We start from the raw sequence: 16,811 nt of genomic DNA, 5'->3' as shown, positions 1-16,811 counted from the left end.
TATGTTCGGTTTTGATCCCATTCTGCTCGGCGTCATCGCTCTTGTCGCCCTCGCGGCAGGCGCGCTTGCCTACGGTTTTCTTTTCAGCCGGCTTGAAACAGAGAAGAAAACGGAAAATCGTCTCAATCGTGTCAAGGCGGCAGAGGCTGATGTCGGGCGCGCAAAGGCTGCGCGAGACCGCGTGCAGGAAATGTCGAAACGTCGCAAATCCGTTCAGGACTCTCTGAAGGAACTTGAAAAGAAGCAGCAGGAAGATTCGCGCAAAAAGGCTGATAAGAGCGTCAAAGGCAAACTGGCGCAATCGGGTCTGACGCTGAGCGTCGGTCAGTTCTATATGATCAGCGTTGCACTCGGATTGTTCTTTGCGCTGACCTTCATGATCTTCGGCATGCCGATTTATGCCGCTCTTGGTGCCGGCTTCGTAGCTGGCGCCGGTCTGCCGCGCTGGGTCATCGGCTTCATCGTCAAGCGCCGGCAGAACAAGTTTCTGGAAGAATTCCCCAATGCGCTCGACGTCATGGTTCGTTCCATCAAGTCCGGCTTGCCGCTCAACGATGCGATGCGCCTGATTGCCAGTGATGGCCAGGAGCCGGTGAAAAGCGAATTCCGTCGTGTGATAGAATCCCAGCAGGTCGGCTTGAGCATTCCCGAAGCCTGTGCGCGCATGACCCAGACGATGCCGCTTTCGGAGATCAACTTCTTCGCCATCGTGATCGCATTGCAGAGCCAGGCCGGCGGCAATCTTTCGGAAGCCATCGGCAATTTGTCGAAAGTACTGCGAGACCGTCGTAAGATGAAGGCCAAGGTCAGCGCCCTGTCGATGGAAGCGAAGGCATCGGCCGTTATCATCGGCGCATTGCCGTTCATCGTCGCGACGCTGGTTTCGCTGACATCCCCGGACTACATGGCGATCCTGTTTACCGATCCGCGTGGCCATCTGATCATGCTCGGTTCCGGCATCTGGATGTCGATCGGCATTTTCGTCATGCGCAACATGATCAACTTCGACATCTGAGGTCGGTATAATGTCACCGGAACTTGCCGCCACTCTGACAGACCCCACGATGATAATCGCCGTGCTGGTGGCCGTGGCTGTCTTTGCTACCTTCTATTCGCTTGCTGCGCCCTATCTTGAGGGTGACAATCTCAACAAGCGCATGAAGGCGGTTTCGACGGAACGCGAATTGATCCGCGCTCGCGAGCGTTCTCGTATGAATGCAGAACAGTCGCGTGGCAGCCTGCGTGCCCAGAACAATCAGCCGGTTCGCCAGATCGTCGAGCGCTTCAACCTGCGCAAGGCTCTGGTCGATGATAATACCGTCAATCGGCTACGGGCTGCGGGCCTGCGCTCCCAGAACGCGCTCAACATGTTTCTTGTCGCGCGTTTCCTTCTGCCCTTCCTGTTTCTGACCCTTGCGGTCCTCTACATCTTCGTGCTCGGCAACATGGCGGACTATTCGTTCCCCATCCGAATGCTGGCGGCAATCGTTGTTGGTTATATCGGCTTTTACGCACCCAACATCTATGTCAGCAACAAAATCGGCAAGCGACAGGCCTCGATCAAGCGCGCCTGGCCCGATGCCCTCGATCTGATGTTGATCTGTGTCGAATCCGGGACGTCCATTGAGGCGGCGATGCGCCGTGTTTCCGAGGAGATGGCAAGCCAATCCCCGGAACTCGCCGAGGAAATGGTGCTGACGACGGCAGAGCTCTCCTTCCTGCCGGATCGTCGTGTGGCACTCGAAAATCTCGGCATCCGCACTCAGCTTGATATCGTAAAGGCTGTGACGACGGCGCTGATCCAGGCCGAACGATACGGTACGCCGTTGTCGCAGGCGCTGCGCGTCCTTGCCCAGGAAGGCCGTGACGAACGCATGAACGCCGCAGAAAAGAAGGCCGCCGCCCTGCCGCCGAAGCTGACAGTGCCGATGATCCTGTTTTTCCTGCCGGTGCTGATCGCCGTTATTCTCGGCCCGGCGATGATGCAGGTCGCCGACCGCTTCTGACGATTTTGGCGCAAGCCATTCCGAAACATTACAGACGAAAACGCCGGCCATCATGACGGGGCCGGCGTTTTGCTATTGAATGCGGAAAGGGAGGGGATCAGTTGGTGCGCAGCTTCGGCTTGCCGTCCTTGTCGGCCAGCTTTGCCCAGGAGTTCTGCTGGGAAAGCATAGAGCGCAGGTAGGAGACATTGGCATCGGCCTGGGTCTGTGACAGCTCCCTGCGTGCAATGTCTTCGGCCTCGGAAAAACGTCCCTGCAAACCCACGACGAGTGCCAGGTTCTGGCGTACGCGGCTATCGGCTGTCGGCTGTCCGGATGCATTGCGCAGATAGTTTTCGGCCGTCTTCAGGTCGCCGGACAGCACATAGGACATGCCCATGTTGGAAACGACACTCGGTTCATTGGGCTGGGTGCCAAGTGCCTGGCGATATTTTGCCCGTGCTTCATCCGAGCGCCCCATCTGGTCCAGCACCGCGCCTTCGGCGGAGTAGAGGCGCCAGTCGGGACGATCCGGTGTCTGAGCGCGGGCCAGCGTGTTGAGCGCCTGTTCAAGCTGGCCTGCGGCAGCCTGTGCCTTGCCGTAGGCGGCAAGGACGTCGCGATCGGTCGGATGAACGATCGCCACCTGTTGCATGACGGCCAGCGACTGGTCGTTCTTGCCGGTCATGCGCAGGATATTGGCATAGTTCAGGCCGGTATTGCGGTCCTTCGAATTCTTTTCGTAAGCGGCACCGATGCGCTGCTCGGCGCTCGCCAACTGTGCCGCATTCATGCCGTCGAAGGATTCGGCGCGGGCTGTGCTCTGGCTCGAAATCGAGCCTGTCGTCAGGCGGTCGGCATCGCGACTGGTGCTGTTGCAGCTGCTAATGGATAGGGTGATGAGAACCAACGCCGCGGTGCGGGCGAGGTGATGTTTGTGGGCAGCGACGAATAGGCGAGCAGGCATGGTGTAATCTCTCGACGAACCGGCGCCCCTGCGACTGAAAGGGTTACGAACATGGGTGGCGCAATCTTGTCTCAAGCAATAGTCTGTTAACCCTAACATACTGTTAATTGCTTGAATGAAGGCAGCCATGTCCCCCTATCAGTTCATCGATCGTCCCTCTCCCTTCACACAAAAATCACCTACGTCTCGGCCCGTCTATGCGGTGACGCCGGCTGATCTGGAAGCCGGTGCGCTTCCGACCAAGGTTGCAGAATGGGCGAAGGCGACGGGTTTCAAGGCCGAATCAGGAGCATTGCTGCTTGTGCCGGGCGCTACCGGTGAATTGGCATCGGCGCTGTTCGGCCTTGGTGGTGAACCGAACGATGCGCCCTTTGCCTGCGGCAAACTGGCCCGTTCGCTGCCGGCGGGAGACTGGTATGTCGAATCTTCCGCACTTGCCGCCGAAAAGCTGGCGCTCGGCTTTGGGCTCGGCACCTATGCCTTCACCCGTTATCTGAAGGATAAGCCGCAGGAAGCAAGGCTTGCGCCGGCAGATGGTGTCGACACTGCCGATCTCGCTCGTCAGCTCGCCGCCGTTTTCCTTGCCCGCGATCTGATCAATACACCGACCAATGACATGGGGCCGGACAATCTTGAGGCTGCTTTCCGAGCGCTTGGCAAACACTACGGGGCCGAGGTTTCATCCATCGTCGGCGATGATCTCATGGTCGAAAACTTTCCGTTGATCCACACGGTCGGCCGCGCCAGCGCGCAGGCACCGCGCCTGCTGGACCTGCGCTGGGGCCGCAAGGGTGCAAAAAAGATCACGCTGGTCGGCAAGGGTGTTTGCTTCGATACCGGCGGTCTCGATATCAAGCCGGCCGCCTCGATGCTGCTGATGAAGAAGGATATGGGCGGCGCAGCCAATGTGCTGGCACTGGCGCTGATGATCATGGATGCCGGTCTCGATATCGATCTGCGCGTGCTGGTGCCGGCAGTCGAAAACTCGATTTCCGCCAACGCATTCCGGCCGAGCGATATCTATCGCAGCCGCAAGGGCATCACGGTGCAGATCGACAACACGGATGCCGAAGGCCGTCTGGTGCTGGCAGATGCTCTCGCCTATGCGGATGAGGAAGCCCCGGACCTGATGATCGACATGGCGACATTGACGGGTGCTGCGCGCGTGGCGCTCGGGCCGGATGTGCCGCCCTTCTTCACCGATGACGAGGCGTTGGCCTGCGCGCTTTACGCCGCAAGCCATGAGGTTGACGACCCGATGTGGCGTCTGCCGCTGTTCAAGGGCTATGAGAAGGACATCCGCTCACGTGCGGCCGAAATCACCAATGCGCCCGGTGGTGGCATGGCAGGTTCCATCACCGCCGCACTCTTCCTGAAGCGTTTTGTCTCGAACGCCAAAAGCTGGGTGCATCTGGATATATACGGCTGGTGCCCGACTGAGCGCCCGCATGCGCCGATTGGCGGTGAAGCGCAGACCATACGCGCCCTGTATCGCCATATCCGCACCATGATTTGAACGTTTTATCGATTCAGAAACGACAACGGGCGCACTCTTGCGCCCGTTTGCATATGGGCCGTAAATAGCCGCAAAGCTTGGAGTTCGGAGTAGGCATGCCGGTGGAGATGACGGCCAGCGAGGCGTTGGGCCTGTGGCAGAAGGTGACGATCGAGCAGGTTCGCCGCGATGAGCCGGACCTGACATTACGGCAGCTTTCCATCCTTCTGCATGTCTATCTGGTGCCGCCGCCGCATACGGTGCGCGGTTTGGCGGCAACACTCGGCGTCACCAAGCCGGTGATTACCCGGGCGCTCGATACAATGGGCGGTATGGCGTTGATCGATCGTGCGCGTGATGAACGCGATCGCCGCAACGTCGTCATCAAGCGCACGCTCGCCGGTGCGCTTTATCTGGAAAAATTCGGCGATCTCGTCATCGACGAGGGCCGCAAGCTTACGTTCTGAGGCAGCATGACCAACATTCTCGACCGCCGTCTTCATGCCTACCGCACCGATCTGGCGGATAAAGCCCTTCGCGACAAGGTAAAGGCCGAACATTATGTCGCGGGCGAACCGGCGCAGGTCACTGTTCCGGTTGCCGCGCTGCGTCCCGTGCCCGATCTTGCCCGTGGCATCGATACCGAGCTTCTGATCGGCGAAACGGTGCGTGTTTTCGATCGCGCTGATGGCTGGGCCTGGGTGCAGGCGGATGAAGATGGCTATGTCGGATACCTGCCGGAGGGGCATATCGGATCGATTGTCGCGCCGAGCCATCGTATCGTCGTGCCGCGCAGCTTTATCTATCCCGAGCCGGAGTTGCGCAAGCCGCATGTCGGCATCTTGTCCATGGGAAGCCGTCTGAAAATCGTCGGCGAGGCGGAGACCCGTGGCAATCATTATCATGTGCTGGCCGATGGAACGGCGGTCATCTCCAGCCACTGCCGGCCTGTTTCCGAAGATCTGGAGGATTACGTCACCGTCGCCACGCGGTTCATCGAGACGCCGTATCTCTGGGGCGGCCGTTCCGGCATCGGCATCGATTGTTCAGGCCTCACGCAGCTTGCGCTGATGATGGCCGGCCAGAAATTTCCGCGCGATACGGACATGCAGGCCAGGGTCGGAGCCGAGATCACCCGGGATGAACTGCGTCGTGGCGATCTTGTGTTCTGGAAAGGCCATGTCGGCATCATGGAAGATGCCGAAACGCTTCTGCACGCCAACGGCCATACGATGACGGTGGCGCGTGAAAACTTTGAAGCGGCGGTCAAGCGCATCGGCTGGCTCTACGAGCAGCCGACCGGCTATCGCCGCATCCTTTAATCGCTGCGAGAAACCCCGATCACGCGAACGTGCCGCCACCGGTCTGGCGTCGGATGCCACGCATCCTTATCTGTAGAGGTGGATACGGAGACTGACGATGTTTAAAGGTGCCTGGATATTGCCTCTCGTGATGGTGCTGGTTCTTTTGCCGGCGTTGGCGCTGGCGCAGGACCGGGCCCCGACGTTCAAGGATCTGCCCGGCGTCGTGCCGGAAAAAAGCCGGGTGACGGCGGATAATGGCGGCGAAGACGGCAATACACGCTGTGAATCTGGCATCGGTTATGTGCGCAACCATCACGGCTGGCGCAGAGATACATTTGGCCGTGATTTCCCGACACAGGTCTATCGCTGCGAAAGCAACGGTTTCACCTATACCGGTACGGATATGCCGCCGAACCGTCCCTGGGTGCCGGGCATCAACCCGCATTTCCTGCCGCAAAACTGATTTTTCACTGATTGTCAGGCTCCACCGGATTTGTGGTGGCATTCTTGCCGGGCGGGAAGCTGTAGCGAATTCCAGCATGCTTCTATGCGGAAAGCAGGACAGTTCACGCGAAAGCAGGCAGTGTCAATTTCAGGGAAATGTCAGGCCGTAACTACGTGGCAACCAGCCATAAAATCCGGCCGTCAACGCTCTATGGCGTCTTACGCCGGCACCGGCCAGGAGGCCGATAACTCTCTGATCTTAAATGGGAATGGTGCCCAGAAGAGGACTCGAACCTCCACATCCTTTCGGATACCAGCACCTGAAGCTGGCGCGTCTACCAATTCCGCCATCTGGGCGACGAGGAGCGATGTACGGGGGCAGGCCGGTGAAGTCAACAGCGTTTTTTGAAGTTTCTGTGTCAGTTGCGAAAATTTTTGTGCGGCGCGTCAGGCGGGGTCATCGGCAAGCCCTTGTGGTCCGGAGTTTTCCACATTCGTCGCCCTGTCCGTATGGCCGAGATCGCGATCCGGCCAGATGATATCTCGTAGCCGCTGCTTCAATTCCTTTGGTCCCGGAAAGCCGCCATCGCGTTTGCGTTCCCAAATCAGTTGTCCATTGCAGCGAATCTCGAAATGGCCGCCGGTGCCGGGGATGAGCGCCACTTCGCCGATATCCTGCCCAAAGGTCTGCAAAAGCTCCTGGGCCATCCAGGCGGCGCGCAGCAGCCAGTTGCATTGAGTGCAATACAGAACGGTGATTCGAGGACGAACGTCTTGCGCCGGGTCGGTGATCACATCAGGCATGCCATAACTCCTTGCCCGTCGGCCGATCAGAACAGGCTGCCCTGCTTGGGGGCTGCTGCCGGTTTTTCGTCTGTGGCGACCGGTTTGGACGCCGCCCGTTTCTTGGGGCCGGGTTGCGCCACACCTTCAGGCCCGTCTCCGCCTGTCACAGCGGAAATCCTGCCATCGGCAAATTCCACCGAAATCGCCTGACCGGACGAAACACCGGCAGCCCGCGTCAATGGCTGGTCGTCTTCGCCTCGGATGACCGCATAACCGCGCTTCAGCACGTTTTTGTAGGAGAGCGATTGCAGCACGCGGTCCTGCGCGGCAATGGCCGAGTGCCGGCGTGCCATCGCGTGGGTCACGGCCGAATCCGATCGCTGGGACAGGGACATCACCCGCTGGCCTTCGCGCTGCAATTGACCGTTCAGCCGCGCGGGCAAAGCTGCCAGCGAAGCGGATGCCCGCTGGATGCGGCCATGTTCCTTCAACAAACGCCGTTCCAGCGTGTTGTCGGTGCGCAGGATCTGTTCGGCCACATGCCGGCGTTGCGTGGCAATACGGTTGATCAGGATGTCGAGCCGCAAGCCGGCGCTTGCCTGCTCGTAAACGCGGCGCTTGGCGATGGCCGTGCGCTCCAGTCCGCGTCCAAGCCCGGAGGCGGCCTCGTCGAACCGGCGGCGCGGCAGAGCCAGCAACTGGTCGAGGGAGGGAAGGGCGCGCATCAGTGACCGCAGGAACTGACGGCGATTGTCCATCTGGCGTGAGGCGCTGCCCCGCAGTCGCGCGCCAAGCCCCGCCAGTTGCGCTTCCAGATCGGCCTTTACCGGCACGGCCATTTCTGCTGCCCCTGTCGGCGTCGGTGCGCGCATGTCCGCGGCATAATCGATCAGCGTCCAGTCGGTCTCATGGCCGACGGCCGAAATCAGCGGGATGCGGCTTTCGGCCGCCGCCCGCACAACCGCCTCGTCGTTGAAACTCCAGAGGTCCTCGAGACTGCCGCCGCCGCGTGCCACGATCAGCACATCCGGTCGCGGCATCGGGCCGGAGGGCGCGCCGGGGTCTATGGCATTGAAGCCGCGAATGGCATTGGCCACCTCGTCGCCCGACCCCTCACCCTGCACCTTGACCGGCCAGACGATCACATGCACCGGAAAACGGTCGGTGATACGGTGGAGAATGTCGCGGATGACGGCACCGGTCGGCGAGGTCACCACGCCGATCACCTGTGGCATGAAGGGCAGGGGACGCTTGCGGGCTTGGTCGAACAGGCCCTCGGCACCCAGCTTGCGCTTGCGCTCTTCCAGAAGCGCCATCAGCGCGCCGGCGCCGGCCGGCTCCATCGCTTCGATGACGATCTGGTATTTGGAGGACCCCGGGAATGTGGTGATCTTGCCGGTGGCGATCACTTCCATACCTTCTTCCGGCCGGAATTTTATCCGAGAGAACGATCCCTTCCAGATCACCGCATCAATGCGGGCGCGGTCATCCTTCAGAGAGAAATAGGCATGGCCGGAGGAATGCGGGCCACGATAACCGGAAATCTCGCCACGCACGCGCACGTGATCGAAAGCGGTCTCCACTGTACGCTTGATGGAGCCGGACAGTTCGGAAACCGAAAACTCGGTGAGGTTCGACGGCGAATCGGTGGCGGACATTCTGTTCATACGGCGAAATTAGTGGGTTTTTAGCGCAAATCAAATCGGCCGCGACCAGCTGGGCGCATTGTTGGTGACAGGCGAACCGACAGGTCTCGATACTGGCGGGAAAGATTGTCTCGAAATTGAAATGCGCCGTTCAGTAACGGTTAAACCTAGTTTCAATCGACGAGAAATCGGACGTTGTCTCGGTAATCTTTCTTAGCAAGTTGGGCCTAGGCTTGCGGGCATAAAAAGAAAGTAACAGGAGATTATCAGTGCTGTTTCTTACCGCTGTCACTCTGGGCCTCAGCGCCGCGATGCTGCGATCGGCCTTCTCCATGGCGCTCGTTGCTGCTCTCATCATCGGGACATTTGCCGCTGCCGCGATCATTGGCCCCGTATCCTTCATCGATCTGGCGATCGCTCTTGGCGGTTATAATCTCGGCATATTCAGCCTTGTCGCGGCAATGCTGGTGTTTTCTCGTCGTACCGCCGAAGTCTGATCGAGCCGCAGCTTTGCCGGCTGAGGTTATTTCACGCGCCAAACGCAAAGACCCGGAAACCTTCGGTGGTTTCCGGGTCTTTACGTTTTATGGTCGGGAACCGTTGAAACGGAAGAATTTGAAACCTTTCGGTTCGGGCGATGGCAGCGGTTCGAGATAGCTCGGTATCTTGCCGGCTGCGATGGCGGCGTAGAGCCCGTCGGGCTTCATTTCGATGAGGTTTTCCGTCTGCGGATCGTTTTTGCAGAAAGCGAGGATCGAGACACCGGCACCACGGAAAAAAGCTTCCGCTTCGGCGGGTGTGGCAAGGCCGATATGCAGTTCGGTCAGCATGCCACCCTGATTGCGGTGATAAGGGGCGGAAATCGCCCGATGATGCGTGAACCGCAGGATTTCGGCACCGCTGTTGGACGGCGAAACGACGAGACCCGCAGGCACCGAAGCCAGCGCATTCCATTCGGCAGGGGTGCCACATTCGCCCGCTTCCGCGCCCGACGTGCCGGATTTCGAGATGGCTGACAGGTTGAACGAATTGCGCACGCCCTCCTGCGCCATGATGCCGACGAAACCCCAGATGACCGGCACGGACGCCAGAACGCCGAGAATATAGGCAAGGCCGGCATTGATGTTTTCAGGTTCCTTGCCGGCATGTTGTCGCAGCCCGGCGATGACAACAGACAGCGGTAGGATGCTCAGAGCATTGGAAAAGAACGAAGAGCGCAGCTGGATCAGCGCCACACCCCAAGCGGTGCCGATCAGCGCCAGCATGATCAGGTGAAATTCGGTGCGTTCGCCACGGATGATCTCGAAGCCGCAGACGGCGAGCGCAAACAGCCCAACCGCGTAAAAAAAGCCGACCATATAGGGCTCTTCACGCATCTCGCCGAAAATGGATTGGGCCTCGGTGACGTTGTTCAGCCATAGCTTAACGAGCATCGGGTCGAGATTGGCAAGCGGGTTGCCAAGGCATTCCGGCGCGATCAGTTTTGTCGCCACCAGAACCACGATGCCGAGTACAAGCATGGCGCCGACGCGAATGCCGCGACCGGCGCGGACAGGCAAGAGGCTGCAGAGGAAAAGTCCCGTACCGCCGAGCGCGGTCGGAGCCTGAAATCCGAGCGAGAGATTGTCGCAGGTTACTGTCGAATAAAGCTGCGGCGGCACGGTGGCGAAAAAGGCGGCCGTCACGGCAAGCGCCAACGACAGCCCGAAGGCGCGTGCCGCATGGCGAAAATGATGGCCGTGCCAGACCCATTGCAGAGTGACGCACAGGCAGACAATGGCCGCCATCGGCACTGTTTCGGCACCGATGGCGATGGCTAGTGCCGTGGCAAGGCCGGCAATCACATAACTTCTTGTGCGGTAAAATGGATCGACCAGCATGGCCGCGATCGTCATTACCAGAACCAGTTGGAGATTGTGGTGGTCAATGGAGCCCGGATGAAAACGGCTGGAGGTGTAGACGGAGATCGAAGCCAGTCCGAGCGCGATATGAACGGTCGCGCCATTGCCGATGCGGCGGGCGGCAATTCCGACCGCAACCAGAAACAGCACCGCCATCAGGATCGGCCAGATAGCCAGTGCAATCACCTCCGCCTGCCGGGTTTCCGTAAACAGCGAGAAAAAGCGGATCATCGCGCCGATCGGCAGATCGACGAAACGTGACCAGTGCATCAGCGTACCGCCATCAAGACCCAGCCGATACTGGTGGGTGTCAAACCAGCTCTGTCCGCCCAGCCAGTCTCGGATGACCACCAGCCGCATGACATCGTCATTGTCGGCGCCGACATAATCGGTGGCATTCGGCAGCGTGGTGGCGAGGATGGCGATGGCGACGACGATGCAATAAATTGCGAGAGGCCGGCACAGTTTCGTTCGCGCCGGTTGCCTCAAAAGGTCGCCGCCGTTTTTGTTCGCGATCGAAGTCGTCATTGTCGTCCCGCATGTTTTTAACTGTGCGAAACCTAGATTTAACCTTCTCAAGAAATAGTAAAGTATCGGCAGTCGGAGCGTCTTTCCGATGATTTACCGTGTATCGAGTACAAATCATGGACCAAGCCAAAAGCAGCGACCTTGAGATCGCTGTGCTTCTGCCGTGCTACAATGAAGCAACCACGATCGCCGCGGTCGTCCGCGGTTTCCGTGAGGCGCTGCCGACGGCGCGGATTTACGTGTACGACAACAATTCCACCGACGGCACGGCTCTGCAGGCCATGCTGGCCGGCGCCAACGTCATGCGCGAACGGCGTCAGGGCAAGGGGTATGTGGTGCGCCGCATGTTCGCCGATATCGAGGCCGATATCTACATCATGGCCGATGGCGATGGCACCTATGCGCCGTCCGATGCCGAAGAGCTCATCCGCACCATGCTGACAGAACACGCCGACATGGTCGTGGGCACCCGCCGTGGCGTGCATGACGATGCCGGTCGCCAGGGGCATGCTGCCGGCAACCGCTTGTTCAACATCCTTTACCGATCGATGTTCGGCCGGGATTTTACCGATATCTTTTCGGGTTACAGGGTTTTCTCGCGCCGTTTCGTCAAGAGCTTCCCGGCTGTCTCCGGCGGTTTCGAGATAGAGACGGAAATGTCTGTCCACGCTTCGCGCCTGAAGCTGCCGGTCACCGAACTGGAACTGGATTACGGTCGCCGTCCCGAAGGCTCGCATTCGAAACTGTCCACTTATCGCGATGGTGCGAAGATTCTCTGGATGTTCGCCATGCTGATGAAGGAAACCCGGCCGTTTGCATTTTTCGGCGTAATCAGCAGCGCGTTTATGGCGGCGAGCATCATTTTCATGGCGCCCGTGATCGTCTCCTATTTCGAAACCGGCTTGGTCGAGCGCATGCCGACCTGGGTCTTTTCGCTGGTATTGATGGTTCTGTCATTTCTCATGTTCACGGCAGGACTGATCCTCGATTCTGTTTCGCGCGCGCGCGCCGAGCAGCTTAGAATTCATTACATGAACATGCCGGCTCGATCCGCCACGCGCGATCAACCATCCGCCATAACCAAAAACGAAACGCCGGGCCGGCGGAGGACAAACGCAGCATGAAACGCGAGACAACAAACAAGATCCGTTTTGTGCTGGAAGATGTCCTTCCGCCGATCCTGCGCGATTCCTCGGCGTATCTGTGGCTTGCCAAGCGGGTCTGGGGTGAGCATGTCACCAAGTTGGCGGAATTTCGCGAGCGGGCGCCTTTCCTGACTGCCGAGGAATATGCGGATCTCTATCGCAATCATCCGCGCGTCCACGAAGGCACAGATAATTCGGCGGCCTGTATCGATCGCATCAACGGCATGATCTCGGGCGAAAGCATCTGCGATGTCGGTTGCGGCACGGGTGCTCTTCTTACTCATATCCGCAGGGCACATCCGCAATTGAAGCGTGTCGCCGGCGTGGATTTCGTTATCGACGATGCATCGGCAATTCCAGGTGTCGAATATTTTGCTGCAAAGGTCGAGCAACTGCCCTTCGCTGACGGGGAGTTCGACACGGTTATCTGTACCCATGTCATCGAACATGTGCTGGAATACCGACAGGCCATCGCGGAACTACGGCGTATTGCTCGCAAACGTCTGATCATCGTGGTGCCGCGCGAGCGGGAAGCCAAATACACATTCAACCCGCATTTCAATTTTTTCGCTTACACCCATTCGTTTCTGCGCGCCGTTCATCCCGTACCGAGTGTCTACGTTTGCGAGGATATCGGTCGCGATATCTTCTATAGCGAAGACATATCGGTCTGAGGTCGACGATGTTTGCCTCGCTTTCCGCCATGACCTGGATCGGGCTTCTCGGCACACCGCTGCTGATCGCCATGGGGCAGGTGTTGTTCAAGATGACCAGCAATACCGCCGGTGATTTTTCCGTACGCGGGTTGGTGGCGCTGGCGGCAAATCCGATCCTGATCGCTGCGCTGGTGCTTTACGGGCTCGGTACGATCGTTTGGATCTATGTACTGAAATCCGTGCCGCTGACGATTGCCTATTCGTTTATGGGACTGACTTTCTGCTTCGTGCCCTTGCTTGCGCACCTGTTTTTTGGAGAACCATTGAGCTTTCGTTATGCTGTCGGCACCACGCTTATCTTCGCCGGTCTGCTGGCGATCAACGGCTGATCGTCTTATGAGCGTCAAGGTGAAGAAAATTTTCTGGTTTCTCTCGGCTGGCGGCTGCGCGTTCGTGATAGACAGCAGCCTGACCTATTTTCTTATCAACGTTCTGGGCGGAAGCCCGTTTCTGGCGCGCATACCTGGAATAGCGTGCGCAGTGGCCTTTACATGGCTTGTCAATCGCAGCCGCACTTTCGGTCCTTCTCCCCATTCTCTGGCCGTCGAAGGCTTCCGCTACTGGACGGTTGGCGTTACCGCGATGATCATCAACTACGGCATGTATTCGATGTTGATGGCCAGAATACCCGAGCTTCAGCCCCTCATCGCAATCATCTTTTCATCGGCCGCGGCAACATTATACAGTTTCTTCGGTTATTCGCGTTTCGTCTTTCGCCATAAGCGGTCAGACAGCGATTAAACCGTTTCCCAGCCGTCCTTGTCACTGGCGCGATAGATCGCATCGATGAAGCGCTGGTTGCCGAGCGAGTTCTCCAGCGTCACCACTTCGGCGGCTTCCCCCGTGGCGGCGCGTGCAAAAGCTTCGGCCTGACGGCGGTATTGGCGGCTGTCCTGGAACCGGAAGACCTGCGACACCGTGTGTTTCTGGTTGGTCAACTCGATCTCTTCCGCGCCCCAACGGTCGGCATTGAAGGGCGATTTCACCTCGATAAATCCGTCGGTGCCGTGGAAAACCATGACCTGTCGATTGGCCATCTGGGTGGCGATGTAGAAGGACATGTCGAAAGAACCGAAATCCGCCTTCACGCTGGAATAGATATCGGTTCCGAATTCCGGATCTCGCTCCGTCGTTGCCTGTACCCTGACCGGTTCCTTGCCCGTCGACATGCGCGTGGCCATGGCCGGATAGACGCCGATATCAGGCAGTCCGCCACCGCCCAGTTCGGGGATGTTGCGCATGTTACCGGCGTCACGGTTGAAATAGGTGAAGGCGCCCTGAACGTGCTTCAGCGTGCCGATCGCACCGTCCGCCAGCAACTCGCGTACCTTATGCCAGACCGGCGCATAGGCGATCATGAAGGCTTCGCAGATCAGCACCCTGTTGGCATCACGAACTGTGATCAACCGCTCGATCTCCTCCGCCTTCAGAGCAATCGGCTTTTCGCACAGAACATGTTTGCCGGCTTCAGCCGCCTTGATCGACCATTCGACGTGCTGGCTGGTCGGCAACGGTATGTAAACGGCGTCGATCACGTCGGATGCCAGCATTTCCTCATAGGATCCAAAAGCCTGCGGCACCGAAAAGCGGTCGGCCATCGCGCGGGCACGTGATTGCTCGCGGCTGGCAATGGCCGTGACCACGCAGTTATCGGCATCCTGAATGGCAGGCACCACCGCGTCGCGGCCGATCTTGGCAGTGGACAGGATACCGAAACGCAACATCGCCTTCTCCTCTGATGTGTCAGGTGGAGGCTAAACAGCGCATGACCTCTACGCAACCATGCATGTCAAGTAGCGTATCTGTGAGAGGTTTTGCAGGCTGATCGTTTGACTGGTGCGGCAGGCGGCCTAAGTTTGACATATCGGCAATCGCCGGATTTTTCACGTTATCGATACTGGAGACAATCATGGACAACCGCTCGCTCGGCCGCACCGGACTTTCCATCTCGCCCGTCGTTTTCGGCGGCAACGTGTTCGGCTGGACGGCTGATGAAAAGACCTCTTTCGAGCTGCTCGACAAATTTTTCGATGCCGGTTTCAATACGATCGATACGGCCGATTGCTATTCCGGCTGGGTTGACGGCAATCAGGGCGGCGAGTCTGAAACCGTCATCGGCAAGTGGCTGAAACAGCCTGGTCGCTCGCGTGACAAAGCCATCGTCATCACCAAGGTCGGCGCCGCAATGCAGGGGTCGGGTGTGGAAAAAGGTCTCGCCAAGGCGCGGGTGATCGAGAAGGTGGAAGACTCTCTGCGCCGCCTGCAGACCGACTATATCGATCTCTATCTTTCTCATTGGCCGGACCCGAAAACGCCACATGAGGAAACGCTGTCGGCCTTTGCCGCGCTGAAGGAACAGGGAAAGATCCGCGCGATCGGCTGCTCGAATTATGACGCGGCGCAGATGCAGGCTTCTTTCGATGCTGCTGAAAAGAACGGACTGCCGCGTTATGACGTGCTGGAACCGGAATATAATCTTTATGACCGCGCCGGTTTCGACGGTGCGCTTGCGGATCTTTGCAAGGCCAGGGATATTGGTGTCATCACCTATTTCAGTCTTGCCTCAGGGTTTTTAACCGGTAAGTACAAGAGCAAGGCCGATGCCGAGGCCAACAAGAACCGCGGCGGCATGGTTGCCAAATATTTCGACGCGCGCGGCACCCGCATTCTTTCCGCACTGGACGAGGTCGCGGCGGAAACACATTCGCAGCCGGCTTCCGTTGCGCTGGCCTGGATCGCCCAGCGCCCCGGTGTCACCGCGCCGATCGCCAGCGCGACCAGCACGCGCCAGCTGGAAACGATGATCGCCGCCGGCAATTTGAAGCTGACAGGCGACCAGATGAAACAGCTGGACGACGCTAGTGCCTGATCCCAGGACCATGACGGAAGGCGCGAAGATTGCGCCTTCCGTCATTCACGCCTTGAAACGGAAGAAATCGACAAAAGCCCGCAGTGCCGGTCGCATCTGCTGCCGGGAAGGATAATAGATGTAAAAACCGTCGAACGGTTCGCACCAGTCTTCCAGCACGCGCACCAGCCGGCCCTCATGCACATCCTGCATGATCCGCTCGTCGAAAATGAAGGCCAGTCCGGCACCGTCCAGTGCGGCGGTTCGGATCAGCGTCTGGTCGCTGAGGATCAGCGGTCCCCGCACATCGACGATGACGGCCTTGCCCTGTTTTTCCAGTTCCCAGCGATAGATTCGACCACTGCCGAACCGCCGGCGAATGCAGCGATGGTGAAGAAGATCCTGCGGTTCGATCGGGATTGGATAATCTTCGAAATAACGGGGTGATGCGACAATTGCACCGCTGAGCGGCGGGCCGGCGCGCACGGCAATCATGTCCGGTTCCAGATGTTCGCCGAGGCGCAGGCCGGCATCGTATCCCCCGGCGACCACATCCTCAAAACGGTCGTCGGCGGTCAGATCCAGCTCGATGTCGGGATAAAGCCGCAGAAAATCACCGATCCGCGGCACGATCAGGTCTTCGGCTGCCAGCCGGGTCAAGGTGACCCGTAACGGTCCGGCGGGGCGGCCCGCCTGTTCGGCAAGGCTGTCCAGCGTCGCACCGATATTGCCAAGTGCCGGCGCGAGTGTTTCCAGCAGCCGTCGGCCTTCTTCCGTCGGTGCAACGCTGCGTGTTGTTCGCGACAACAGCCGCAGGCCGAGGCCCGCTTCAAGGGAGGATACGGCGTGGCTGATTGCGGATGGTGCTATGTTGAGTTCGCGCGCCGCACCACGAAAGCTGCCGGCTTCGGCAACGGCGGCGAAGACGGCGAGTTGGGAAAGCTGGGTTCTGTTCATTGTTCCAAATTTTAGAACAGGCTTGCCGCAATTGCAGCAATTTTCTCGGGTGCCGCACCGCTCTATGTTTTGCTTGTTGCCGGTTTGTC

18 protein-coding genes and 1 tRNA gene are annotated in these 16,811 nt (G+C 58.9%); 12 read left to right on the top strand and 7 right to left on the bottom strand.

The annotated features are described in order from the left end of the window. The first annotated feature begins 1 nt into the window (after window position 1). On the top strand, window positions 2-1,015 hold the full coding sequence (locus ACRQ1B_RS11115) for a type II secretion system F family protein (protein ID WP_432293625.1): 1,014 nt from the start codon (window positions 2-4) through the stop codon (window positions 1,013-1,015). A 10-nt stretch (window positions 1,016-1,025) separates the two neighbouring features. Continuing rightward, window positions 1,026-2,006 carry a type II secretion system F family protein gene (locus tag ACRQ1B_RS11110; protein WP_432293624.1) on the top strand — a complete coding sequence of 327 codons (981 nt, stop codon included), beginning with the start codon at window positions 1,026-1,028 and terminating at the stop codon, window positions 2,004-2,006. Window positions 2,007-2,103: 97 nt separating this feature from the next. Here ACRQ1B_RS11110 and ACRQ1B_RS11105 read toward each other — a convergent pair whose 3' ends face one another. Beyond that, window positions 2,104-2,952 (bottom strand): tetratricopeptide repeat protein, encoded by an 849-nt coding sequence (locus ACRQ1B_RS11105; RefSeq protein WP_432293623.1) that lies wholly within the window; start codon window positions 2,950-2,952, stop codon window positions 2,104-2,106. Between the two features lie 127 nt (window positions 2,953-3,079). Between ACRQ1B_RS11105 and ACRQ1B_RS11100 the strand changes: the two genes are divergently transcribed. The 4 genes from ACRQ1B_RS11100 to ACRQ1B_RS11085 all read left to right on the top strand — a co-directional run bounded on the left by ACRQ1B_RS11100 (window position 3,080) and on the right by ACRQ1B_RS11085 (window position 6,214). Continuing rightward, window positions 3,080-4,468, top strand: coding sequence for a leucyl aminopeptidase family protein (locus tag ACRQ1B_RS11100; protein ID WP_432293622.1), 1,389 nt, complete (start codon window positions 3,080-3,082; stop codon window positions 4,466-4,468). 95 nt (window positions 4,469-4,563) lie between these two features. Then, window positions 4,564-4,914 carry a MarR family transcriptional regulator gene (locus ACRQ1B_RS11095; protein ID WP_432293621.1) on the top strand — a complete coding sequence of 117 codons (351 nt, stop codon included), beginning with the start codon at window positions 4,564-4,566 and terminating at the stop codon, window positions 4,912-4,914. Between the two features lie 6 nt (window positions 4,915-4,920). Beyond that, on the top strand, window positions 4,921-5,769 hold the full coding sequence (locus ACRQ1B_RS11090; RefSeq protein WP_432293620.1) for a C40 family peptidase: 849 nt from the start codon (window positions 4,921-4,923) through the stop codon (window positions 5,767-5,769). 97 nt (window positions 5,770-5,866) lie between these two features. Next, window positions 5,867-6,214: a hypothetical protein gene (locus tag ACRQ1B_RS11085; RefSeq protein WP_432293619.1), complete on the top strand. Its 348-nt coding sequence runs from the start codon at window positions 5,867-5,869 to the stop codon at window positions 6,212-6,214. 251 nt (window positions 6,215-6,465) lie between these two features. Here ACRQ1B_RS11085 and ACRQ1B_RS11080 read toward each other — a convergent pair. From ACRQ1B_RS11080 to xseA, 3 genes are all read right to left on the bottom strand, one after another. Then, a tRNA-Leu gene (locus ACRQ1B_RS11080) sits at window positions 6,466-6,552 on the bottom strand. A gap of 90 nt (window positions 6,553-6,642) precedes the next feature. Then, complete coding sequence (locus ACRQ1B_RS11075; protein ID WP_432293618.1) at window positions 6,643-6,999, bottom strand: Rdx family protein; 357 nt, start codon at window positions 6,997-6,999, stop codon at window positions 6,643-6,645. A 26-nt stretch (window positions 7,000-7,025) separates the two neighbouring features. Beyond that, window positions 7,026-8,648, bottom strand: coding sequence for an exodeoxyribonuclease VII large subunit (gene xseA / locus ACRQ1B_RS11070; RefSeq protein WP_432293617.1), 1,623 nt, complete (start codon window positions 8,646-8,648; stop codon window positions 7,026-7,028). Window positions 8,649-8,896: 248 nt separating this feature from the next. On the opposite strand from xseA, the gene ACRQ1B_RS11065 reads away from it, so the two are divergent. Further along, complete coding sequence (locus ACRQ1B_RS11065) at window positions 8,897-9,124, top strand: hypothetical protein (protein WP_432293616.1); 228 nt, start codon at window positions 8,897-8,899, stop codon at window positions 9,122-9,124. Window positions 9,125-9,211: 87 nt separating this feature from the next. Here the strand turns inward: ACRQ1B_RS11065 and ACRQ1B_RS11060 are convergent, their stop codons facing one another. Beyond that, on the bottom strand, window positions 9,212-11,056 hold the full coding sequence (locus ACRQ1B_RS11060) for a hypothetical protein (RefSeq protein WP_432293615.1): 1,845 nt from the start codon (window positions 11,054-11,056) through the stop codon (window positions 9,212-9,214). 116 nt (window positions 11,057-11,172) lie between these two features. Between ACRQ1B_RS11060 and ACRQ1B_RS11055 the strand changes: the two genes are divergently transcribed. The 4 genes from ACRQ1B_RS11055 to ACRQ1B_RS11040 are packed head-to-tail and all read left to right on the top strand — an operon-like array spanning window position 11,173 to window position 13,658. Next, window positions 11,173-12,180, top strand: a complete 1,008-nt coding sequence (locus ACRQ1B_RS11055; protein ID WP_432293614.1) for a glycosyltransferase — start codon at window positions 11,173-11,175, stop codon at window positions 12,178-12,180. Beyond that, window positions 12,177-12,875 carry a class I SAM-dependent methyltransferase gene (locus ACRQ1B_RS11050; RefSeq protein ID WP_432293613.1) on the top strand — a complete coding sequence of 233 codons (699 nt, stop codon included), beginning with the start codon at window positions 12,177-12,179 and terminating at the stop codon, window positions 12,873-12,875. Before ACRQ1B_RS11055 ends, ACRQ1B_RS11050 begins: the two co-directional genes overlap by 4 nt. 8 nt (window positions 12,876-12,883) lie before the next feature. Continuing rightward, window positions 12,884-13,246 (top strand): EamA family transporter, encoded by a 363-nt coding sequence (locus tag ACRQ1B_RS11045; RefSeq protein WP_432293612.1) that lies wholly within the window; start codon window positions 12,884-12,886, stop codon window positions 13,244-13,246. 7 nt (window positions 13,247-13,253) lie between these two features. Further along, window positions 13,254-13,658 carry a GtrA family protein gene (locus ACRQ1B_RS11040; protein WP_432293611.1) on the top strand — a complete coding sequence of 135 codons (405 nt, stop codon included), beginning with the start codon at window positions 13,254-13,256 and terminating at the stop codon, window positions 13,656-13,658. Here ACRQ1B_RS11040 and ACRQ1B_RS11035 read toward each other — a convergent pair. After that, entirely contained in the window at window positions 13,655-14,641 is a 987-nt protein-coding gene (locus tag ACRQ1B_RS11035; protein ID WP_432293610.1) for a Gfo/Idh/MocA family protein, read from the bottom strand. The two genes, ACRQ1B_RS11040 and ACRQ1B_RS11035, sit on opposite strands and share 4 nt — an antisense overlap. A 185-nt stretch (window positions 14,642-14,826) precedes the next feature. Between ACRQ1B_RS11035 and ACRQ1B_RS11030 the strand changes: the two genes are divergently transcribed. After that, window positions 14,827-15,786, top strand: a complete 960-nt coding sequence (locus ACRQ1B_RS11030) for an aldo/keto reductase (protein WP_432293609.1) — start codon at window positions 14,827-14,829, stop codon at window positions 15,784-15,786. Window positions 15,787-15,831: 45 nt separating this feature from the next. On the opposite strand, the gene ACRQ1B_RS11025 is transcribed toward ACRQ1B_RS11030, so the two are convergent. Continuing rightward, on the bottom strand, window positions 15,832-16,722 hold the full coding sequence (locus tag ACRQ1B_RS11025) for a LysR family transcriptional regulator (RefSeq protein WP_432293608.1): 891 nt from the start codon (window positions 16,720-16,722) through the stop codon (window positions 15,832-15,834). Window positions 16,723-16,811 lie beyond the last annotated feature (89 nt).

The sequence above is a fragment of the Endobacterium panacihumi genome, from assembly GCF_050847465.1.
Taxonomy (GTDB): Bacteria; Pseudomonadota; Alphaproteobacteria; order Rhizobiales; family Rhizobiaceae; genus Neorhizobium; species Neorhizobium panacihumi.
This window is presented reverse-complemented; position numbering and strand designations above follow the sequence as displayed.